The organism is Herbaspirillum sp. (assembly GCF_017744395.1).
In the GTDB taxonomy this organism is placed as follows: Bacteria; Pseudomonadota; Gammaproteobacteria; order Burkholderiales; family Burkholderiaceae_D; genus Herbaspirillum.
Genome location: NZ_JAGIBI010000001.1, coordinates 979618 through 1000777 on the forward strand (window position 1 = coordinate 979618; position 21160 = coordinate 1000777).

At 63.1% G+C, this 21160-nt stretch carries 18 protein-coding genes; 1 reads left to right on the forward strand and 17 read right to left on the reverse strand.

Annotated features, from left to right (window positions below):
- Window positions 1-6: 6 nt before the first annotated feature.
- The 13 genes from J7548_RS04405 to epsL all read right to left on the reverse strand — a co-directional run bounded on the left by J7548_RS04405 (window position 7) and on the right by epsL (window position 16198).
- Entirely contained in the window at window positions 7-1176 is a 1170-nt protein-coding gene (locus tag J7548_RS04405; protein WP_290970866.1) for an acyltransferase, read from the reverse strand.
- The gene (locus J7548_RS04410) at window positions 1176-3212 is read right to left on the reverse strand and encodes an acyltransferase family protein (protein WP_290970867.1); all 2037 of its coding nucleotides are present in this window, start codon (window positions 3210-3212) and stop codon (window positions 1176-1178) included. Before J7548_RS04410 ends, J7548_RS04405 begins: the two co-directional genes overlap by 1 nt.
- A gap of 3 nt (window positions 3213-3215) precedes the next feature.
- Window positions 3216-3935 (reverse strand): hypothetical protein, encoded by a 720-nt coding sequence (locus tag J7548_RS04415; RefSeq protein ID WP_290970869.1) that lies wholly within the window; start codon window positions 3933-3935, stop codon window positions 3216-3218.
- Window positions 3932-4849, reverse strand: coding sequence for a DUF6492 family protein (locus J7548_RS04420; protein WP_290970872.1), 918 nt, complete (start codon window positions 4847-4849; stop codon window positions 3932-3934). Before J7548_RS04420 ends, J7548_RS04415 begins: the two co-directional genes overlap by 4 nt.
- A 60-nt stretch (window positions 4850-4909) precedes the next feature.
- Complete coding sequence (locus J7548_RS04425) at window positions 4910-6082, reverse strand: glycosyltransferase (protein ID WP_290970874.1); 1173 nt, start codon at window positions 6080-6082, stop codon at window positions 4910-4912.
- A gap of 13 nt (window positions 6083-6095) precedes the next feature.
- The gene (locus J7548_RS04430) at window positions 6096-7277 is read right to left on the reverse strand and encodes a glycosyltransferase (protein WP_290970877.1); all 1182 of its coding nucleotides are present in this window, start codon (window positions 7275-7277) and stop codon (window positions 6096-6098) included.
- Window positions 7274-9046 (reverse strand): exosortase B, encoded by a 1773-nt coding sequence (gene xrtB / locus J7548_RS04435; protein ID WP_290970880.1) that lies wholly within the window; start codon window positions 9044-9046, stop codon window positions 7274-7276. The genes J7548_RS04430 and xrtB overlap by 4 nt, the downstream gene beginning before the upstream one ends.
- 116 nt (window positions 9047-9162) lie before the next feature.
- On the reverse strand, window positions 9163-9999 hold the full coding sequence (gene epsG / locus J7548_RS04440; protein ID WP_290970883.1) for a chain length determinant protein tyrosine kinase EpsG: 837 nt from the start codon (window positions 9997-9999) through the stop codon (window positions 9163-9165).
- A gap of 105 nt (window positions 10000-10104) precedes the next feature.
- Window positions 10105-11505 (reverse strand): chain length determinant protein EpsF, encoded by a 1401-nt coding sequence (gene epsF / locus J7548_RS04445; protein WP_290970885.1) that lies wholly within the window; start codon window positions 11503-11505, stop codon window positions 10105-10107.
- Window positions 11506-11582: 77 nt separating this feature from the next.
- Entirely contained in the window at window positions 11583-12383 is an 801-nt protein-coding gene (gene epsE, locus J7548_RS04450) for a polysaccharide export protein EpsE (protein WP_290970888.1), read from the reverse strand.
- An 80-nt stretch (window positions 12384-12463) separates the two neighbouring features.
- On the reverse strand, window positions 12464-13375 hold the full coding sequence (locus tag J7548_RS04455) for an EpsD family peptidyl-prolyl cis-trans isomerase (protein WP_290970891.1): 912 nt from the start codon (window positions 13373-13375) through the stop codon (window positions 12464-12466).
- A 145-nt stretch (window positions 13376-13520) separates the two neighbouring features.
- Window positions 13521-14933, reverse strand: a complete 1413-nt coding sequence (locus tag J7548_RS04460) for an undecaprenyl-phosphate glucose phosphotransferase (protein WP_290970894.1) — start codon at window positions 14931-14933, stop codon at window positions 13521-13523.
- Between the two features lie 8 nt (window positions 14934-14941).
- A complete protein-coding gene (gene epsL / locus J7548_RS04465; protein ID WP_290970897.1) occupies window positions 14942-16198 on the reverse strand; it encodes an XrtB/PEP-CTERM-associated polysaccharide biosynthesis outer membrane protein EpsL in 1257 nt (418 codons plus the stop codon).
- A 239-nt stretch (window positions 16199-16437) separates the two neighbouring features.
- Here epsL and J7548_RS04470 point away from each other — a divergent pair, with 239 nt between their 5' ends.
- A complete protein-coding gene (locus J7548_RS04470) occupies window positions 16438-17094 on the forward strand; it encodes a phosphatase PAP2 family protein (RefSeq protein WP_290970900.1) in 657 nt (218 codons plus the stop codon).
- A gap of 36 nt (window positions 17095-17130) precedes the next feature.
- Here the strand turns inward: J7548_RS04470 and J7548_RS04475 are convergent, their stop codons facing one another.
- The 4 genes from J7548_RS04475 to pheT form a co-directional block, all read right to left on the reverse strand.
- A complete protein-coding gene (locus tag J7548_RS04475) occupies window positions 17131-17628 on the reverse strand; it encodes a GNAT family N-acetyltransferase (protein WP_290970903.1) in 498 nt (165 codons plus the stop codon).
- 153 nt (window positions 17629-17781) lie between these two features.
- On the reverse strand, window positions 17782-18183 hold the full coding sequence (locus J7548_RS04480; protein WP_290970906.1) for a MerR family transcriptional regulator: 402 nt from the start codon (window positions 18181-18183) through the stop codon (window positions 17782-17784).
- Between the two features lie 3 nt (window positions 18184-18186).
- Window positions 18187-18600, reverse strand: coding sequence for an integration host factor subunit alpha (locus tag J7548_RS04485; RefSeq protein ID WP_141915830.1), 414 nt, complete (start codon window positions 18598-18600; stop codon window positions 18187-18189).
- 69 nt (window positions 18601-18669) lie between these two features.
- Entirely contained in the window at window positions 18670-21096 is a 2427-nt protein-coding gene (gene pheT / locus J7548_RS04490) for a phenylalanine--tRNA ligase subunit beta (protein WP_290970913.1), read from the reverse strand.
- Between the last annotated feature and the right edge of the window lie 64 nt (window positions 21097-21160).

Genomic DNA, 21160 nt, shown 5'->3' on the forward strand with positions numbered 1-21160 from the left:
ATCGGCTCAGGCTCGCGCCACGGCATCGCTTCGTTTCATCAGCCAGCGGCGGGCCGGTTCTTCCAGCCAGCGCCAGGCGACATATCCCAACGCCAGCGCCAGCACGACGCCGGCCAGCCACAAGCCGAAGGAGACGGCCAGCCCGGCGTTGAGTTCGGCATGCAGGTAGCGGGACGCCGCGCGCAGCGTCGCCTCCACGAAAAACATCTCCACCAGGGCATGCGTCATGTACAGGCTGTACGAGATCTTTCCCAGGAACAGCAGCGGCTTGCTGCGCAGGAGCGACTGGAACCAGTTCTTCGACAAGGCCGACAGCACCAGGCAAGGCGCCAGCAGCACCGCCGCCGGCGCCGCATCGGAGCACAGCAGCGCGACGGTGGCCGCCACGCACACGGCCGCCGCGCCGCCGCGCCACCGGATACGGTTCAGGTGGTGCAGGCGGTACAGCAGCATGCCGCCGAAGAACAGGGGAATCGCCCGCGCCAGTAGGACGACTCCATTGGTCGGGTAACGCTCCGACGGGGCATCCATCAGATACACGGCGAACGGGATCAAGGTGCAGCACGCCAGCAGCAGTACCGCCCTGGCTCCCGCGGCGCGGCGCGCGAGCAGCCACATCGCCGGGAACAGCAGGTAGGCGTGCCATTCCGCGCTGATCGACCAGGCCGGATAATTCCATGAGCGGTATTCCACCCAGGGACCGTGCAGCATCAGCAGCGATGCCGCGAATGCGCCGAGGCTGTACCGACCGTGCCAGGAAAACAGCCCGGCCGTATGCGCAAGAAACGGCAGCATCACGATCAGCATGAGCGTCAGCGCCGCCAGATGGACCGGATACAACCTGGCGAAGCGGGCCCGCATGAACAGCCGGAACGTGGCCAGCGATGGCCGCTCCTCGAAGGTTTTCCCGTAGACGTGCATCATCACGAATCCGCTCATCAGGAAAAACACATCCACCGCATACCACGCCTGGGTGAGGATCGCCGCATGCCCGGCAAATGCCGCATGCACCAGCGGCAGCGGCCCATACATGTGGTACGAGACCACCAGCAAGGCAAGGATGCCGCGCAGCCCGTCCAGCTCATGCAGGCGCATCACCGACGGATGCGCGGCCATCGGCGCCGCCAGACGGCCGCTAACGGAACGCATCGCCACCTGGGGCTGAACCTGTTCCATCACTGCCCTCCTTCGATAACCGGGGCAATGGCGCGACGCCAGAGCGGCTTCATCAGGATCGCCCCGGAACGCGACAGGTGGTTGTCGTCGGCATACATCAGCACGCCGTCGCGCGCCACGGCGCAGGACTTGTCGCCGCACATGGCCGCACCGACATCGATGACCTCGAACGCGGCCGGCGACACTTGCGCCAGGCGCCGGAAAGCCTCGCGCAAGTCGCGCTGGCGGCGCTCGTGCTCGTCCCGCGCCAGTTCCACTGAACGCGGCCAGCCGAAGGTGCGTTGCAGCGCCATCGCCCGCGGGACGTCATAGCGCTGCTCGGGAATGTAGGCCAGCACGGTGATGCGGCGGCCCTCCAGGGCATGCAAGGTACGCAGCATTCCGCGCTGGAATACCTGGCGGTTTTCCGCATACCCGGTCTGCCGCGTTTCGTCGTCGCGCAGGAACCAGCCATCCTGCGCGAATTGGCCGAAGCGCGTGCCCAGCAAGGCCGAGGTCCAGCGCGCGGCGATCACCACATTCCCGATCTCGGGATGCCGGGCGAGCAGCTTCAGCGTCGCATCGGCCACGCCGTCGCAGGAATGGTTGTCGGACTGCCGCACGCCGGCCAGCGGGAAGCAGCCGCTGTGCGTGAGCAGCAGGCCACGTTTGCCGGCATCCCTGGCTGCCTGGTCGACGCCAGCCGCCAACGCATCGCCGAAACTGTCGCCCAGCAAGGCGAACGACAACGGCGCATCGGGCGCGCCGATGGTGCATGCGTCGCCTGCCGCCAAGCGTTGGCGCGAAGGGCTGTCGCAACGGCTGCGCATGGGGTTGGTATCGAATGCGACGGCCGCATATTGCTGCGCCTCGGGGGAGAAACGCCCCGGCATGCCGTCCATGACATGGATGCCCACGGCGAAAGCGATGCCTGCCGCGGTGACGCCCGCCGTCACGCCAAAAATCCGGGAACGGCTCAGGGCGATAAGCTTGGCGTCGCGCCAGGGCTGTTCGATCCATTTCCAGCTGGCCCAGGCCAGGACATAGGCAAGTGCAAGGTAAAGCGGCACTTCCCAGCCACGCAGCTTGCGCAGCAGCACATACTGCGCCACCACGATCAGCGGCCAGTGCCACAGGTAAAGCGAATAGGAAATGCGGCCGGTGAACACCATCGGGCGGGTCGACAGCAAAGCGTTGGCGCCCGCACTGCCGCCCTGCCCGGCATGAATCAGCAGCGCCGCCCCCAGGCATGGCAGGAGCGCCCGCTCGCCGGGGAACACGTCATGCGGCGAAAACAGGAAGACCGCCGCCAGCATCGCGGCCAAGCCGACGCAACCGAGCAGCGTGCGCAATGCCGCGCTGCGCGCCGGCGGCACCGCGCCCGATGCCAGCAAGGCTCCGGCCAGCAATTCCCATACCCGGTCGAACGGCAGGTAGAACGCCGCGGTCGGGGCCGCGCGCGCCTGCCACACCGAAAACGCGAAAGATGCCAACGCCAGCGCCGCCAGCACGCCCGCCAGATGGCGCCGCGCATGGCGCCACAGCAATAGCGCCAGCAAGGGGAACAACAGGTAATACTGCTCCTCCACCGCCAGCGACCAGGTATGCAGCAACGGCTTGGTCTCCGCCAGCGGGTCGAAATAGCCGCTCTTCAGATAGAAATAAATGTTCGACGAAAACAGCACCGTCGCCCCCACGCTCTGCGCGAAGAGCTTGAAATCCATCGGCACGAAGGCCACCGCGCAAAGCCCCGCCGTCAGGAGCGCCATGACGACCAGCGCCGGCTGGATACGGCGGATGCGGCGCTCATAGAAGCGGCCCAGCGAAAACTTCCCGGTTTCCAGGTCGTGGAAAATGATGGTCGAGATCAGGTAGCCGGAAATCACGAAAAAGATATCCACCCCGACGAATCCGCCCGGCACCGCGCCGATACCCGCGTGGTAAAGCACCACCGACAGCACGGCGACCGCGCGCAAGCCATCGATGTCGCGGCGATAGGCCAGCGGCTTCACCTGCGTTGCGACCGGAATCGGCTGATGGAGGTTGTCGAAAGGCATGCTTCATGCCTCCCAGGTCTTGGTGAACGTATGCTTGTCGTCCTCGGCCCGCGCCTTGATGACGCGGGCCGGCACGCCGCCGACGATGACCCGGTCGTCCGGGATGCGCTTGGTGACCACCGCGCCCATGGCCACGATCACCTTGTCCCCCACGCCGCTGCCCGGCGCGAAACGCACCGCCGACCCGAGGAAGGATTCGCCGCCGATGGCGATATCGCGGTTCATGGTGCCGGCGCCGTGGGTCAGGAACTGGGAGCCGAAGCCGGCCACCCAGGTGTCGTCGCCGATCCGGATCTCGCCCAGCACATCGAACAGGTGTGATTCGTTGATCAGGCAGTCGTTGCCGACGATGAAGCGCCGGGCGTAGTTCATATGGCTGACGTTGCCATGCGCGGCGCCGTCGCCGCATTCGATCTTGTTGTAGCGGCCGATGAAGGCGCGGTCGCCCAGGCGCACCGAGATCGGACCGATGAAGGTGGTGCCGCGCCGGATCGTCACACCGGCGCCGGCCTCGAAGCTGTCGACGGCGATCTGCACCTGCCATCCCAGGCGCGTCCCGGCGCCGAAGCGGTAGCCCAGCAGCCACACATAACCCAGCTTGCGCCAGCCGCCCAGCGGCAGGTGCGCGATAGCCAGGGCCAGCAGGCGACGCAGCCTGACATTGCCTACCCGCGCCGGGCGCGCTTGCTCCCGGGTGAAAACCAGGTCCTGTTCGCTCCTCATGCCCGCGCCCCTTGCATCCGGATCACCTGCGCCAGCGTCTGCTTGCGCTTGTCCAGGCTCATCGGAATGGTTGACTGGATATGCAGGGCGACATGCTGCGGCAGGACATTGCCGGCCATCGCTTCGGCCTTGAAGCCGGCCTCCGGGGTCCAGTACGAGCAGGTCAGGCCGGCCGGATCGAATGCGTGGCGATGTTCCTGCCGCGACAGCAGGGTTTCGACGAAGACGCCGTAGAGGATGTATTCGGAAATGTCGCGCTTGCGCGCCAGCGCCAGCATCCAGTGCTCGCCGGCGACTTCGGTGATGCGTTCCTGCAGCCTGGCCAGGACGTCGCGCCGCCAGCAGATCAGTTGCCCGATGTAATTGGACAAGGCGCCGTCGAAACCCCTGGCGCCGATCAGCTCTAGGGCATTGCGGTGCCAGGCGATGTGCGAAGCCATGCCCGCATGGATGGGCTTTTGCGTCAGCTTCAGGGCGCCGTCGATGTACAGGTCGCCGGCGGCCAGCTCGCGGAACAGGAACACGTCGCTGTCGACGAACACCATCACCTCGGCATCCGTATAGTCGGGCGCGGCCAGCTTGACCAGTTGCTGCACCAGCCAGCCGCTCAGGCGGCCGACGCCGGGCTTGTACCACTGCTCCTTGAAGCGGCGGTCGACCAGGCCGGGGATATGCAGCCGCTTGGGCAGCGGCAGCCTGAAGAAGCCGTGCGGCTTGAGCACGGATTCCTTGGACATGACGATGCGCCGTCCCGAGCTCAGCACCGAGAACATCTCCAGGTCGGACTCCGGCACGATCAGGATGTGCCGGAACGGGATCGAGCAATGCGCATCGAGGCTCGTGCTGAGGTCCTTGACGTATTCAAAGTCGTTACGGTAGGACGGCGTAACGATGGCAATGGATGGATGGGACATCGGATGCGGCCCTCTGGTAAGAAAAATGGATAGGCTGGTTCCGGATCGGCCGGCCCTGCTTCACTGCGCCAGCGCCGCCAGCAAGGCCTGCCCGCGGTCGCTCCAGCGGAACAGGCTGCGCGCCGCATCGAAGGCGGCGTTTTGCATGCGCTCCAGCGCGGCGACATCGTCGATGCCGCGCACCACCGCCTGCGCCAATGCGGCGTGGTCGGGCGACTGGATCATCTGCGCGCGCAACTGCGCCGGCAGGCCGGCCACCGCGTCGGCCAGCGTCGCCACCGGCAGGCGCTGGAAAACGTAGTCGAGGAATTTCAGCTTGAAGCCGCCGCCGATCGCTTCCGGTACCAGGGCGATGCGCGCGCGCTCGTAGATCGGGCTCGGGTCGTCGACAAAACCGTGCAGCACGGTGGCCTTCAGGCCGGGTTCCAGTTCCTTGCGCAGCGCGGCGGGCATGTCGCCCACCACGTCGAACACGATGCCGGCGTCGGCAAAGGCGCGGTCGGCGATCCTCAGGAACTGGCGCAGGTTCTCCTGCTTGGCGGCCCAGCGGAAAGACCCCACCATGATCACGTGGCGCGGCCCGGCGGCGTCGATGCGGCGGCTTTCGCTGACCTTGCCGTTGTAACCCGGCGTGAGCACCAGCGTTTTCACTCCGGGGCTTTGCGCGGTGAAACCGGCCGCATCCTCGGCGGTGATGGCGGTGACCACATCCACCGTCTCCACCATGTAGCGCTCCATCGACTTGACCTTCAGGTAGTTCTGCCAGAAGCCGGCGCGCTTGATCAGGCCGGCATCCGATTCGGCGGCGACCGCGCGCAGCACCTTCTCTTCATGGTTGTGCGCGATATAGGCCAGGCGCGGCCGGAGTGACGGCTTCTTCTGCATGAACTCGCGCAGCGCCCAGCCCGAGGCGTAGTGGTCGAACACGATCGCGTCCCAGTGCTGCGCGTACAAGGCGCTCAGTTCGGCGCGGTAACGCCCGGTCGCATGCATGGCGGCCACCAGCGGCATGGTGCTCAGCAGCGAACGCGCGGTGCCGTAACGGCCGCCGCCGACGCTCTTCCATTGCATGCCGGCGCCGGCGGGAGCCGGCCGGGTGTGCTGGTCGGCGATGCCGATGAAGGTCAGGTCGCCGTTGGCATGGGCGAACGATTGCGAGAGCTGGGCGGTATAGATCCGGTCGCCGCTGTCGGCCGGGAACGGGATCTCACGGGCTATCCATAAGCATTTCATTTGCATCCTGCCTTTACTTTTCTTTTATCTTGCGCACGCTGCCCGGCGGTTCCCACACCTGGTAGCGCGCGCCGGTGATCGATTGCCATACGCCCAAGCCGGCGCCGGCGAAAGCCATGAGGATGTTGGCGATGGTGGAAAAAGGCTTGATCTTGAGCTTGAAGCCCAGCAGCAGGCCCAGCGAAGTGAGCACCAGCAAGGCCAGCGCCAGCCAGCCGTAATCGGCGCTGAGCAGGCTCGCTTCGGCAAAGAGCCAGCCCAGCGCCAGGAACAGGATGCCGAACCAGCGGATGAACTTGTGCGACAGGTACATGTACAGCGTCAGCGGCTGCATCCGGCGCAGCACCGGCCACAGGGCCCGGTGCGCGTTGAAACCCTGGCAGGCGATGCGGATCTTGCGGCGCATTTCCTCGCCATCGTCGGTCACGGAAGGCTCCCGCGACCTGGCCTCCTGCGACTGGACCACGCGGTAGCCGCCGACCATGACCATGAAGGGGATGAAGAAATCGTCGACGATGTCTTCCGGCGGCGCATGGCGCAGCGGCTTGCGCAATGCGTAGAGCGAACCGTCCAGCGTCATGATGGAACCGACATCGCTTTCCAGCTTCTTGATCTTTTCTTCGATGCGCCAATACAGCGCGTTGGAGGCGGCGTTGACCGAACCGTTGTGGTCGGTGAACACCTGCTTGCCGCACACGGCGCCGACCTCCGGGTCGGCGAAATGCCGGCGGAAATGGGCGAACGCGCCGGGATCGATCTCGACGCTGGCATCGGTGAAGCACAGGATGTCGGCCTTGGACAATGCCACCAGGCGGTTCATGCCTTCGGTCTTGCCGCGGCGGCGCTCGGCCACCAGCAGCACGGTCAGTTCCGATTCGAACTGGCGCGCGATCTCGGCGGTACGGTCGGTGCAATAGTCCACGTGCACCAGGATTTCCAGATCGGGCTCGGCCTCGCGCAACGCGATCAGGCGCCGCAGCGTCTGTGCGATGACCGTTTCCTCGTTATAGGCACACACGCAAATGCCGAAGCGCATCTTGTCGGGATCGGCGAACGGCAGCAGCGTCCCATGCGGCACATGCCAGTCGAACACCCCGATGGCGCGCAGCAACACCAGCGACAACGGATAAGTGACGAAGGGATGGGCCGCCAGCAGGAAACATGCTGCCGACATGGCGATCAGGAAGGTCGTCATTTTTCTTCTCCGGTATGGGTATCTGCATGGGCCATGGCCACGGTGTTCTTTCCGGCGCCGCCGGTCAGCAACAGCGCCCTGGCTTGCGGGCCAAGCCCGCCGACGAAATCCTTGAGGAAGTCCTGTTGCAGGGCATAGGCCGCTTCGGCCTGCGCGGAGTCGTCCACCAGGCTGGAAGCGCGCACCAGGATGCCGTCCGGCACCTTGCCGCCGAGGCCGTCACGGAACAATTTCACCCGCGTCTGCCAGCCGCCGCGCGGGAAGGCGTCGCCGATGCGGATCCAGTAGCTGACGGCTTCGAGGCGATCCTTGTTTCGCATCAGGAAACGCTCGCCGGAGACAGCCGCCACCGGGACTGCGGCGGCCATCGGAAAATCCGCCCGGTCATGGGCCAGTTGCACGAATCCTTGCGCCGTGTAGCACACCTCCGGCCGGTGGATCTTGACCTCCTGCCGCTGCTCCCGGGCGTAGGCCAAGGCCAGCATCACCTGGCGGCCGGCGGCGTTGCGATAGGTTTTCATCAGCACCGCGTCGTACGGCTGCTCGCTGCTGGCGGCTCCTTCCTCGCCCACCGCCAGGTCCACTTGCAAATAAGGCGACGGTACTTCGGTCCATTGGCCGAAGCGGTGCGGAACCAGCGACTCGAAACGGGGGACGTCGCCGGCCACCGCAGGCGACGGCATGAGCGCCATGGAAACCGCCTGCGCGGTAGCCATCGACACCGCCAGCACGGCGGCGGCCTTGCCGCCGATCCTGAACAAGCCGATATTTTTTCGCCACAGGACAGCCTGCCGCTCCTTCTCCGGCCGCACCAGGACAGGCGCGGCCGGCTTGCGCGAGCGCTCGCGGCGTTCCACCAGCCAGACCAGGGCATTGTCGATCGTCATGATCAGGCCCAGCGCCGTCAGGAACAGCAGCATCCCCGCGAAACCGTGCAGGAAGCCCTGCCCGGCCGCGTCGCCGAGATAGTAGGTAACCAAGGCCAGGACCGTCACGCGCACCGTATTGGAGGCGAATGAAATCGGCACGATTAGCATGGCCAGGATGGTGTTGCGCAATACCGAGCGATGCCGCACCAGGTTCATGTACAGCAACCCCAGCGCCTCCAGCGTGAACAGCGAATTCAGGCCGGCGCAGGCGTCGGCCACCAGCAGCTGGTACTGGCCGATCACCAGGATCACGCCGTCGCGCGCCACCGGATACCCCAGCCCGTGCAAGATCGCCTGCGTGACCGCCGACACGGCGATCTTCATCGGCAGCGTGACCGTGTCGACGAAGGTGGTCGGCAACGGGATCATGAACAGCATGAAAAAGAACGCGAACCACATGCGGCGGCAGGTTTGCCAGCCATAGAAAAAGATCACGGTCGCGGCCAGCACCGGAATCAGCGAGCCGACCTCGAACAGCAGGATCGCTTGCGAGCGCCCCAGCACGAACAGGAACAGGCCGGCCAGCAGCACCGCGATGCCGGCCACGGGATTGGGCGCACGCTGCAATTGGCCGGCGCGCAGCAACTGGCGTATGCGCAGGTAGAAAAACCCGGCCGACACCACCAGCACGATCGGCCCATGCGCATTGCGCTCGCTGCCCCAGGGGCCACGCAACAGGTCGATGGCGCTGGGCATGTACAGCACCAGCACCCCGCCCAGCACCAGCAGCCAGGGCAGCAATACCCGCTGCCCGCCTGCGGTCGCGCGGCCGGCTTGCGGCGCGGCGCCCGGCTGGTCGGCAAGCGGCATGTCCTGCCGCTTCGAAATGGGAAATTCCATGTCTGTCATCTGATGTGGAAACCGGTCAATGCGCTACACAACACTTTTCGCAGGGCGCAACTCTCCGGAGATACCCGTCCAGGTATCTCTCCTTGCTGGTTGCCCCCGTGGATTTCTTAGAATTCGTTCAGGATCGATCCGACTACCGTCACGCCGGACTCGGAGAACTGTTCGCTCAGTCCGCGCACCGCCGCGATATGGCTGAGATTCTTGCGGACGACGATCATGGCCGATCCCGCGCGCACCGCTACGGTCTGGCCATCGGCGTATTCGGTGCCGGCCGGCGTATCGATCAGGATCACGTCGAAATTGGGCGCCAGTTGGGCCAGCAATTGCTTGAAGGCGGGACGCCCCAGCAACTCCTGCGGGTTCGGCGCCTTCGGCCCCGACGTCAGCACCGACAAGCCCACCAATGCCGGGATGCGATGCACCGCGTCTTCGCCGCGGCCGGCCAGCAAGGATGACAGGCCGGTGTTGTTCTTCAGTCCGAACAGCTCATGCTGGCGCGGGTGGCGCATGTCGGCGTCGATCAGCAAGGTACGCTCGCCTAGCTGCGAAAACACCACCGCCAGGTTGGCCGCCAGGAAGCTGCGCCCTTCGCCGCGTCCGGGACTGGCCACCGCCATGATCTTGCGGTTGGCTTCGGCATCGAACCAGCGCAGCATCAGTTGGCTGCGCAAGGCGCGCAGCGCCTCGACCTGGGCATCGAAGGGATCGTAGGCAGCGATCAGTTCGGCGCTGACATTGCTCTGCCCTTTGCGCAGGTAGGGATAATCGAACTGGTTCGACAGGGCGAAATCGATGTCTTCCTGGCTCAACAGGCGCAGCTCCACCGCGGCATCGCCGAAGCGCAGGCCGCGCTCCTTTTGCAGCCGCAAGACCTGTTCCGCGTCCTCTTGGGTGAGCAATCCGCTGTCGACCAAGATGGCGCCGATCGATCGGTCAGGCGGCATCTTGTCTTTCGGGAAAGGAGTAGTGTTGGATGGAAGTTGTAAGGTCGTCATATTGTTTCGGCTCCGGGGTAAGAAGGCTCGGTTCCTGGCCGCCTGGCCTCATGGTCAGGCGGTTATCGCTTTCCTGCGCTGCCAGATCCGGCGCCGGCCGGGCGCCTTGCGCCCGCGCTCGATCACGCCCAGCACGGGGCCGCCCACCAGGCTCTGCAGATCGGCCAGCGAACGTACACGGCGGTTCATCAGCTCCAGCACCAGGGCGGTCATGATGCCGAGGAACGTGCCGACGAACAGGGACAGCACAATGTTCAGCGGCAGCTTCGGCACCCACGGTTCCACCGGCGGATACGCCACTGCCAGCACGCCGATGTCGGATTGGACGGCGGACATGTCCATGCTCACCTGCGTGGCGCGCTGGGTGATGGTCTTGTAGGCGTCTTGCGCGCTGTCGAGTTCGCGCTGCAAGGCGGACAGCTCGTCACGCTTGCGGTTGAGCTCCAGCACCTTGGTTTTCTGGGCCGTGACGGCGGCGCGCAGTTCCGCTTCGCGCTTGGCGAAGACGGCGGCATTGTTGCTCACGGCATTGGAGGCGATGCCGATCTGGCGGTTCAATTCCGTGCGCAGGTTGTCCACATCCGCCTTGGCGGCGAGATAGTCGGGGTGATGCACGCCCAGGCGCTGCGACAGTTGCGCCAGTTTCGATTCGGACGCGCTCAGGTTGGCCTTGAGCGTCTGGATCAGCGTGTTGCTGGCCACATCCGGCGACTCGCCGGCCTTCGCGCCGCGGGCCTGGGCGCTGCGCGAACTGGCTTCCATCGCTTGCGACTGCGCCAGCACCAGTTGCGTCGACAGGTCGCCAAGGCGGGCGTTTTCCACGTCGTAGTGGTTGTCGGTGTTGACGATGCCGTTCTCTTCCTGGTACTTGGACATCTTGCGCTGGGCTTCGTCGTAGGCGTCGCGGCGGCGCTTGATTTCGTTGGCGAAATAGCTGGAGGCCTGCTGCGAAGGCGCCACCTTCAAGTCAATGCTGACTTGCTGGTAGGCGGTCGCAAAGGCATTGGCCACCGCCGCCGCAAAGGCCGGGTCGGAATTCTTGTAGGTGATGTCGAGCACGTTGCTGTCGCGCGACAGCACCACATCCACCTTCTTCAGCAGCAACTGCGCCAACCAGTCGCGGAAGTCGCCGGCGCCGCCGGTATCATCCTCGAACAACTGGCGCGCGTCGCTGCTTTGCGCCAGCTTGAGCGCATCCACCACTTTCAAGGCCACCGCCTTGCTGTTGATGATGTCGACCTGGGTCGGCATGTAGCCGGGCGTGAGCTGGGCCGGCAACGCCACCCCGGTCAGGGCGTCGACGCCCTTGAAGTTGACCACCACGCTGGTTCTGGCCTTGTAAGTCTTGGGCATGGCCAGGCTGACCAGCACGGTCAGCAGCACAACGCTGAACAGCACCTTGAAGATGATGCCTTTGCGCGCTCGCAGGATGAGCAATAACTGGGTGAAATTCATAGTCGCAATCTCGGTTGGGGTCTCGGTCGGTTTGGCGGTTCAGGCTGGCCCGGCATCCGGGCGAAGTCGCTCCGCCTTCAGAACCAGCTTTCCTTGATGTACACAATGTCGTCCGGCTGCACCATGGTTTCACCGTCCACTTTCATTTCAGTGAGCTTGCCGCTGCTGTCGCGGCGCTTGATCTTCATGCCCCTTTCGGTGCCGCGCAGGGTCAGGCCGCCGCCGGCCGACAGCGCCTGCAGCACCGACATGCCATGTTCGAGGCGATACATGCCCGGGCGCTGGACTTCGCCATAGATGAAGAATTTCTGGGCGCGTTCGACGACCAGCACATCATCCTTGCCCAGCACGACGTTCTTGGATGTGTCGCCGCCGTTGCTCAGTTCCCAGAGGTTGATCTGGTCGCGCTTGGTCACGCCGTCGGCGGTGCGCACCAGGGTGACGATGTCGCCGCCGTCGGGCGTGACGCCGCCGGCGATGGCGATCATGTCGGTGACGGTACGCGGCCCATCCAGCACATAGCGGCCCGGCTTGGCGACCTGCCCGAGCACGGCCACCTGCTGGCTCGCCGCGGTGGTCACCAGCACGTTGACCTGCGGATCCTTCATGAATCCCTTGTCGCGCAACTGGCGCGCGATCTTTTGTTCAGCCTCGGCCGTGGACAATCCCGTCACGCGCACTTCGCCGACCAGCGGCACCGTGATGTTCCCGGCCTCGGTGACCCGCGTGTCGGTGGGCGGATTGGTATCGCCATAGATCGTGACGCGCACCACGTCTCCCGGCCCGAGCGGCACCTCGGCCGCATGGGCCATGCCCAATGCCAATACGAACATCGCGAACGTCGTCGCCAGGCTCAAGAAATTTGCTAACTTTTTCATCTTTTCCACCTCGGTTTCAAAGCGTTTTCAATCTCGTCGCGTCCGGATACCGCGGATACCGCAATTCCCGACGCCTTGTCTTATTTCATACTCGCGATGCCACGCTGGATGTGGCCGTCGTCGCCGGAGGCCACTTCGCCTTGCGATGGCGGCTTGACAGGCTGGGCCTGCTGCGGCGCGGCTTTCATGATCGCCTCGCCGCGCGCCAGGTATTCGATCCTGGCCGCTTCCTTGAGCGGCTTGATTTGCGCATTGACCAGCTCGGTATATTTCCTCGCCGTCAGCAACTGGCGTATCTGCGGCGTGGACTCGGCCAGGCTGAGCGGCGCCGACCTGGCGCTTTGCAACGACACCAGCAGCGTCTGGTCGTTTTCCTTGACGACGAAGACCGTGCCCGGCTCCATCGTGCGCAGGCTCTCGGACATCGTCGTCGGCAGCTCCGTGCTGAAACGGCTCGCCGATTCGCGCCGATACGGCACATGTTCGCCGTCCAGGAAAGAGCCAATCTCATCTATGCTCTTCTTGCCGACCATGAAGCCTTCGATCTTGGCGCTCATGTCCTTGGGATCGATGATGGCTTCGCCGAATTCGTACTGGCGGCGCTGCGCGAAGCTATCCGGCGAATCCTTGTAGAACTGCGCGATTTCCTGCTCTGTCGGCGGCGCGATGGGGCCGACGCGGCGGTTCACATAGGCCTGGGCCAGCACGGTGTCCCGCACTTTCTGCAATTCGGCCAGCACCGCCGGGTCCTCATCGATCTTGGCCTTCCTGGCCGCATCGACCAGCAATTGCCGGTTCACCAGCGCTTCCAGCAAAGTCGCCGGCGGCGACCCCGGAAAACTCTTCACTTCGGCATTGAGCTGATGGACGGTGATTTCCTCACCATTCACCTGCGCCAGCGACTGGCCCGATGGCTTCGCCTTTTCGCAACCGGCCAGCGCCAGCACGGCCACTGCCAATAAAACGGCGCCGGGCATCCCGGACTTTCGCACTTGAATATCCATGTTCTTCTGTCAGTTAAAGCCAAACCTGCCTGCCGCGCATGCCGGTGCCGAGCGGCAATCGGCCGTGGCGCGCATGCGTGGACAGAATCTGCAATGGCAGCGGAAAACAGCAAGCTGCCCGACAAGCAACCGCTCAATAGGCGTTGTCGCGTTTCAATACGATCCGCACCGTCTGGAAAATGATCTTCAGGTCGAATATGAGGGACCAGCGGCGCAGGTATTCCAGGTCGAACTCGATACGCGCCCGCATCTTGTCCAGCGTTTCGGTTTCGCCGCGCAGGCCGTTGACCTGCGCCCATCCGGTGATGCCGGGCTTGACCTTGTGGCGCAGCATGTAGCCCTTGATCTGCTTGCGGTACAGCTCGTTGTGCGCGATCGCATGCGGGCGCGGCCCGACGATGCTCATGCGCCCCTGCAGGACATTGAAGAACTGCGGCAACTCATCCAGCGAGGTCTTGCGCAGGAAACCGCCGATCCTGGTCAGGCGCATGTCGCCCTTGGTGGCCTGCTGCACCTTGCCGCCGTCTTCCATCACGGTCATGGAGCGGAATTTGTAGACCACGATTTCTTCGCCGTCGAGGCCATAGCGGCGCTGCTTGAAGATGACCGGCCCGGGCGAAGTGGCCTTGACGCAGATGGCGATGACCAGCATCACCGGCAGCAGCATCAACTGGATCACCGTGGCCAGCACGATGTCGCTGGCGCGCTTGATGAAGTTGTTCATGCCGGTGAACGGCGTCTCGCATATCGCCATCACCGCCATGCCGCCCACGTAGTCGAAGCGCGCCTGGATCAGGTTGAAGATATAGATGTCGGGGATGAAGTAGATCGAGGCGGTGGTGTCCTGCAGCTCATCGATCACTTGCAGCACCCGCGGCTGGGCCGAGATCGGCATGCTGATATAGACGCTGTTGATGCCGTGTTCGCGCACATAGGCCGCGACATCCGACATGGAGCCCAGCAGCGGCGTGTAGGTGCCTTCCGGCTGGCGGCCGACGGACCGGTCATCGAAGAAGCCGACCAGGTTGATCATCAGCGTGGGATAGTCGTTCAAGCGCTCCGCCAGTTTCAGCGCGGTCGGGTTGACGCCGATGATGATCGCCTTGTGGATGTCGCCCTTAGTGCGCAAGTCGCTCATCACGCGCAGTTGCACATGCTGGGCCGCCAACAGGCCGATCGGCGCGCCCACCGCCCAGGGGACGAGCACGCGCATGGAGAACTGGCTGTAGAACTCGCACACGTAGCCCAGCACCAGCAGGATACCCATCACCACGCCCCAGTCGACGAAGATCGGCGCGACCAGTTTCACGCTCCTGGGATCCTTGCGCAGGCGCCGCTCATGCAACTCGCCGAACACATAGGAGCTGACGAAGAAAGTCATGATCGACAGCACCCAGTAGTCGCCGGTGAAAGGCAGGCGCTCGATTTTCGTGATCAGCCACAGGCCGACCACAACCAGCGCCGGTTCAAGGATGCGCTTGAACAACATCGCCAGTGAATGCGGCTTGATGTTGGCCAGAGGCAGGTGATCATGCATCTCGTTCATTTCAGCCCTCAGAATTCATAGCGTGCCGTGAGGACAACGCCGTTGGAGACATAGCCAAAATTGTCGATGTTCGACTGCAGTTTTTCACGAAAGATCGAGGCCATCAGTGACCAGGAAGGAAGCGGCATGTAGGTGACGCTGAACGCAGCCCGTCCGTACTTGTCGCGGCGTCCTGATGGGGTGACGCCGGTGATGACGGTGGCGCCGTTGTAGTTGCGCTTTTCATAGTCGACCAGGCCGTCGAGCTTGAGCTTGTCGGATGCCTTGGTCGTGGCGGCCAGGCTGACGCCGTTGGTCAATGCATAGTTCGCATCGACATCGTTGAGACCGCCGATCTCGCGCCAAAGATTCATCGTCAGCGAAGTTTGCCCGGTGGCGGCCCAGTCGCCGATCAGGCGCGCGTTGAATCCGGAAAAATTCACATCGTTGGCCGACTGGCGCTTGCGCTCGACCAGGCCGCCGAGGAACTGCAGGCGCGTCTTGCCGCTGTAGAGCCACAACACCTTGGCCTTGATCTCATCCTGCTTGAAGGAGTTGTTGATTTCTTCCCCGTCGATGATCGTCGGATTCGGGTAATTGCCATTGGTATGGCGCAACTGGATCCCGGCGATACTCCCGCTGCGGGCGGTGTAATCCAATCCCACCTCGGAGATGTCCTGCGTAAACGTATTGATCTGCTGCGAAGCCAGGCTGTAGTCCAGGCCCAGGCGCGTGAATTGCGCGCGCAAGGTCCAGTCTGGATGCATGCGCCACGCGGCCGAGGCATACTGGGTCTTTTGCGTGCGCAGGTTTTTCTCGAACACGCGGAAGTTCTGGAAAGGCGTCAGCGCTTCCGAGTAGATGTAGCCGATGTTCCCTGAGAAGTAGTTGCCGATCGCCCAGCCCCAATCTCCTTTGGCATCCTTGCCGGTATTGTCGAATTGCCTGAAATGGTCAAAGTCGGTACGGTTCAGGCTGGCATCCAGGGTAAGGTGCTGCCGGCTGATCATCTTGTCGATGCGAATCCCGCCTACCGCCGTACGATAGGTATCGGACATCTGGTCCGTACCCAATATCGACCGCGCCTGCTCTGCATCTTTCAGGCGCAGCACGTTGTCGTCATAGGTCATCGAATATTGCACGTATGGCGTGACGACTTGCCCGTTGTTGTTGCTGTTGTTGCCAGCATTGCCGGAAGTTTGCGCATACGTAGCACTACTGGCCAGCAGTGCGGCAATCCCTTGGGTAAGCCGGGCTGAAAAACAGAAATTGCGCCGTAACATCATTCGCTCTATCCAAGCCTTTCTTTTGCAAAACAGCAACTAAATAAGGATTTTTGCCCTTATTGCTGCGTCGCAACACAAAAATATAGTCTCAATCATGCATCATTTTCGATTTTTAGGCAAAAAAATATTGAAATTATCTTGTGTAATAGAAATTTATGTGCTAGCAATTTTCAAACTGAAAAATAGTCAATCAGCCGATATCTGCTGTGCCTGTAGGAACAAAGGAAAAATCTGAATTTATGTGGACTTTTATTACTTTTTTTGGCGACAGCAATTTCACTTTGCCCGGCGCAGCTCTGCTGTTCCTATGGCTAGTTTGCAACAGCCGATGGCAGCAAGCGCTGCGTTGGGGATGGTGGTTCGGCCTGGCGATGCTGCTCGTGGCGGTCAGCAAAATCCTGTTCATGGCATGGAATATCGCTCCGCCTTTGCTGAACTTCACCGGCATCAGCGGCCATAGCGCATCGGCGGCGATGCTGTATTTAGGAATGGCCCTGCTGCTCTCGCAGGAGCATGGCGCGGGGCGGCGCTTGTTCTATTTATCCTTGGCCGCACTGCTGGTCGTGGCAATCGCCATGTCGCGGCTGATACTCGGCGCGCATTCGATGTCGGAAGTCATTGCCGGCGTGGGCATTGGCGCCTTTGCGGTTTTTCTGTTCAACGCGTCTCTCGCATCGCCCGATCCGCAACCCGATACGGCGCCGATGAAAGGGAAATCGCTGATGGCGGCATCGCTGTTGTTGCTGTTGCTGCTCACCGACGGCAGGCCGGCCCCGACCCAAACCATCCTCGAAGAGATCGCGCAGGCGCTGTCGGGCCAAAGCCGGACTTATGATCGCGCCGTCCCGCTACAGGAAGCCGCTCCCGCTCCTGAAAAGCAAAAGCGCCCGGTTTGATTGATGCCGGGCGCTTTTCATATTGGATGGGTGACGTCAAACGTTGGATGCAGGCGCAACCATGCTCATGTAGACGGCTCCCTCGCCATAGCTGCGCAAGTATTCACGCAACTGCCGCGCTTCATTTTGCCAGGGCTCGAAACCGAAATTGCGCCAGTATCCCATTGAGCCATGGACTGCGACCAGGGCGGCATGCGGCAGCTTTTCTTCCCGCATGACGGTGCGCATGAAATCGACCGCGCCACGCCCCAGCCCCGCGCCCCTGGTGGCCGGCAACAGCGCGATGTCATGCAGGTGCAGGCAATCCACGGCCGCGCAAGCATCTCCCAGCAAACGATTGAGCGCCGGCGGCTGGCCCAGATGCCAGGGGTGCATGATGGCGTATCCGCAAGCGGCCCCATCGCGCGCCACCGCCATCCGGCAACCGCGGGGAAAGCGCGCCAGGCGTTCGGCAAAGACCTCTTCCGCTTCGAAATAACCGACATGCACCCGCTCCGCGATCGCCATCACTTGCGGCAGGTCGGTAACGGCCATTGGCCTCCATAGGTATTGCATCCATCGCTCCGATGTGATCGGCGCAGGCATTTGCGCGCCGATCATTGTGGACGCCCCCGATCGCAGGGGCAATAAAAAACCGCGGCACGCCGCGGTTTTTGAAGGATAAGGCACTAAAGGCCGGCAACGCATTCAAAGCGCTGCATTGGGCTTGAGCACCTGCAGTACCGCGAGCAGTTCCGCCCGCACATTTTCAATGCCCTCTTCATTCAGGCTCAATGCCGGCGGCGCCATCGCCTCCATCTGCTCGACCTCGTTGCTGCCGTCAAGCTTGTTGCGCGCGCCGCTGATGGTGAACCCCTGCTCGTACAGCAACTCGCGGATACGACGGATCAGCAACACTTCATGGTGCTGGTAATAACGGCGATTGCCGCGGCGCTTGACCGGCTTCAACTGGGTGAACTCCTGCTCCCAGTAGCGCAGCACGTGCGGCTTCACGCCGCACAATTCGCTGACTTCGCCGATCGTGAAATAGCGCTTGGCGGGAATCGGCGGCAACACGATTGCCGCAGGTTTGGTGACACGATCGTTCATAGATTAGACGGACAATTCAACGGAGTTGCCGCTGGAGAGTTCCACCATTTCCTTCAATTTCTGGCTGGCGTGGAAAGTGACCACGCGCCGCGCCGTGATAGGGATTTCTTCACCGGTCTTGGGATTGCGGCCCGGCCGCTGGGGCTTGTCGCGCAACTGGAAGTTGCCGAAGCCGGACAGCTTGACCGCCTCGCCGCGCTCAAGCGCGTTGCGAATCTCATCGAAGAAGGTTTCCACCATGTCCTTCGCTTCGCGCTTGTTCAGACCGACCTGTTCGAACAAAAGTTCGGCCAGCTCCGCCTTGGTCAGCGTGGGCAGATTCTTCTCGGCCTGCGAGCGCGCCTGGGATTCCAGCACGGCGCGCTGCAGGTCGGCATCCAGCACGGATTGAAATTCGTTTGAATTCACGTTGTTCATGACGATGAATGGCTTGGCCTGTCTTACCGGCTCCGATCCGTATTTATTTTTCGGGGACTTGTTCTTGCATCAGGCACGCAATCTGGCGCCAAGCTTTGCGCTCGCCGCCGTCACCAGTGCACTCATCGCAACGTCGACCTTGTCATCCTGAAGGGTGTTTTGAGTATCTTGCATGGTGAATCGGAACGCAAGGCTTTTTTCGTCATTTTCCAGGCCCTTGCCTTGATATTCATCAAATAAAACAATGGCTTGGATGATACCGCATACCGGATTGCCCTGCTTCTCGGCCGCGAAAACGTCCAGCAATTGCTGGGCTGCCACCGGCTGCTTGACGACCAGTGCGAGGTCGCGGCTGACGGCCGGGAACTTGGAGATTTCCGCATAGGAAGGCAAGTCGCGCTGCTGCAGTGCATCAGCGCTTACCTCGAACACCACCGGCGACAATGGCAGGTCGTACTTCTGCTGCCACTTCGGATGCAGTTCGCCGATCACGCCGATCACTTCCTCGCCCAACATCACGCTGGCCGAACGGCCCGGATGCAAGGCCGGATGTTCGGTCTTGGCGAAGCGCAGCGTACGCGGCGCGAACAGCGCCTCCAGGTCGGCCTTGACGTCGAAGAAGTCGACATTGCGGGCGGGCTGGCCCCACTGCTCTTCAGCCACCGGCCCATAGGCCAGCGCGCCGACACGCTTGGGTTGCGCAAAGCCGGACACCGACAGCGGGCCGTCGGCAACCGATGCGTCCTTGGCAAACACGGCGCCCACTTCGAACACGCGGATACGCGAAGCCTTGCGGTTAAGGTTGTAGCGCGCATTGGCGACCAGGCCGGCGATCAGCGACGAGCGCATCACGCCCATCTGGCTGGCGATCGGGTTGAGCAGCTTGATCGGATCGGCGTTGCCGGAGAAATCGGCTTCCCATGCGGTTTCGACGAAGCTGAAGTTGACCACTTCCTGGTAGTCCTGGTCCGCCAGCAGGCGGCGGATGGCGAACAGGGAGCGCGTATTTTCCGGCGCGATGCGCATAGCGTTGGCGGCCACCGGCGGCAGCGCCGGGATGTTTTCGAAGCCGTAGACGCGCGCGACTTCTTCGATCAGGTCTTCCTCGATCTCTATGTCGAAACGGTAGGACGGCGGCGTCACCGAGAACAGGCCGGGCTCTTGCGTGAATTGCAAACCGAGACGCTTGAAGATGTCGGCCACCATGTCGTCGGTGATTTCAACACCGATCACCTTGGCCGCGCGCGCGGTGCGCAGTTGCACCGGATTACGCTTGGGCAGGTTGACGATCTGGTCGTCGACCGCGCCGATCTTCGTGTCGGGCGTACCGCAGATTTCGACCAGCAGCGCGGTGATGCGCTCGATGTGCTCGACCACGGTGGCGAAGTCGACACCGCGTTCGAAGCGGTGCGCGGCATCGGTCGAGAAATTGTAGCGACGGGCGCGGCCCTGAATCGCCTGCGGGAACCAGAACGCGGCTTCCAGGTAGATGTTGGTGGTGTCCAGCGACACGGCGGTGGAATCGCCACCCATGATGCCCGCCAGCGATTCGATTTCCTTATCGTCGGAAATGACGCCGACCCATTCGTCGACTTCGATGGTATTGCCGTTCAAGAGCTTGAGCGATTCGCCCGTCTTGCCCCAGCGCACATCCAGGCCGCCGTGGATCTTGTCCAGGTCGAACACGTGCGAGGGACGGCCCAGTTCCAGCATGACGTAGTTGGAGATATCCACCAGGGCCGAGATCGGACGCTGGCCGCTGCGCTCCAGGCGCTGCTTCATCCATTGCGGGGTCGGCGCCTTGGCGTTGAGGCCGCGGATCACGCGGCCGGCGAAGCGGCCGCACAGGTCGGGCGCGGAAATGCGCACCGGCAGCTTCTCATCCAGGTTGGCGGCCACCGGCTGGAATGCCGGCGCCTTCAGCGGCGTGCCGGTCAGGGCCGACACTTCGCGCGCCACGCCCAGCACCGACAGGCAGTCGGCCTTGTTGGGGGTGAGCTTGATGGTGAACTTGAGGTCGTTCAGTTGCAGGTAGTCGCGGAAATTCTGGCCGACCGGCGCATCGTCGGGCAGCTCCATCAGGCCGCCGTGGTCTTCCGACAGCTTCAGTTCGCGCGCCGAGCACAGCATGCCCTGCGACTCCACGCCGCGCAGCTTGCCGACCTTGATCTCGAAAGGCTTGCCGTCCGCGCCCGGCGGCAGCACCGCGCCGACCATGGCGCATGGCACCTTCAATCCGGGGCGCACGTTGGGCGCGCCGCACACGATATTGAGGATGGTGCCGGTATGGACGTTGACGCGGCATACGTTGAGGCGATCGGCGTCGGGATGCTTGGCCACTTCCAGCACTTCGCCCACCACCACGTTGGTGAAGGGCGGCGCGACCGGCTCCACCTCTTCCACTTCCAGGCCGGACATCGTCAGCAAATGCGAGAGTTCATCCGAAGTCATCTTCGGATTGACCATCGTGCGCAACCAGTTTTCGGAGAATTGCATGATTCAGACTTTCAGCTATCAGCCGGACGTGCGCCGCCCGCGCGGGCGGCGCCGCTCGTTATCG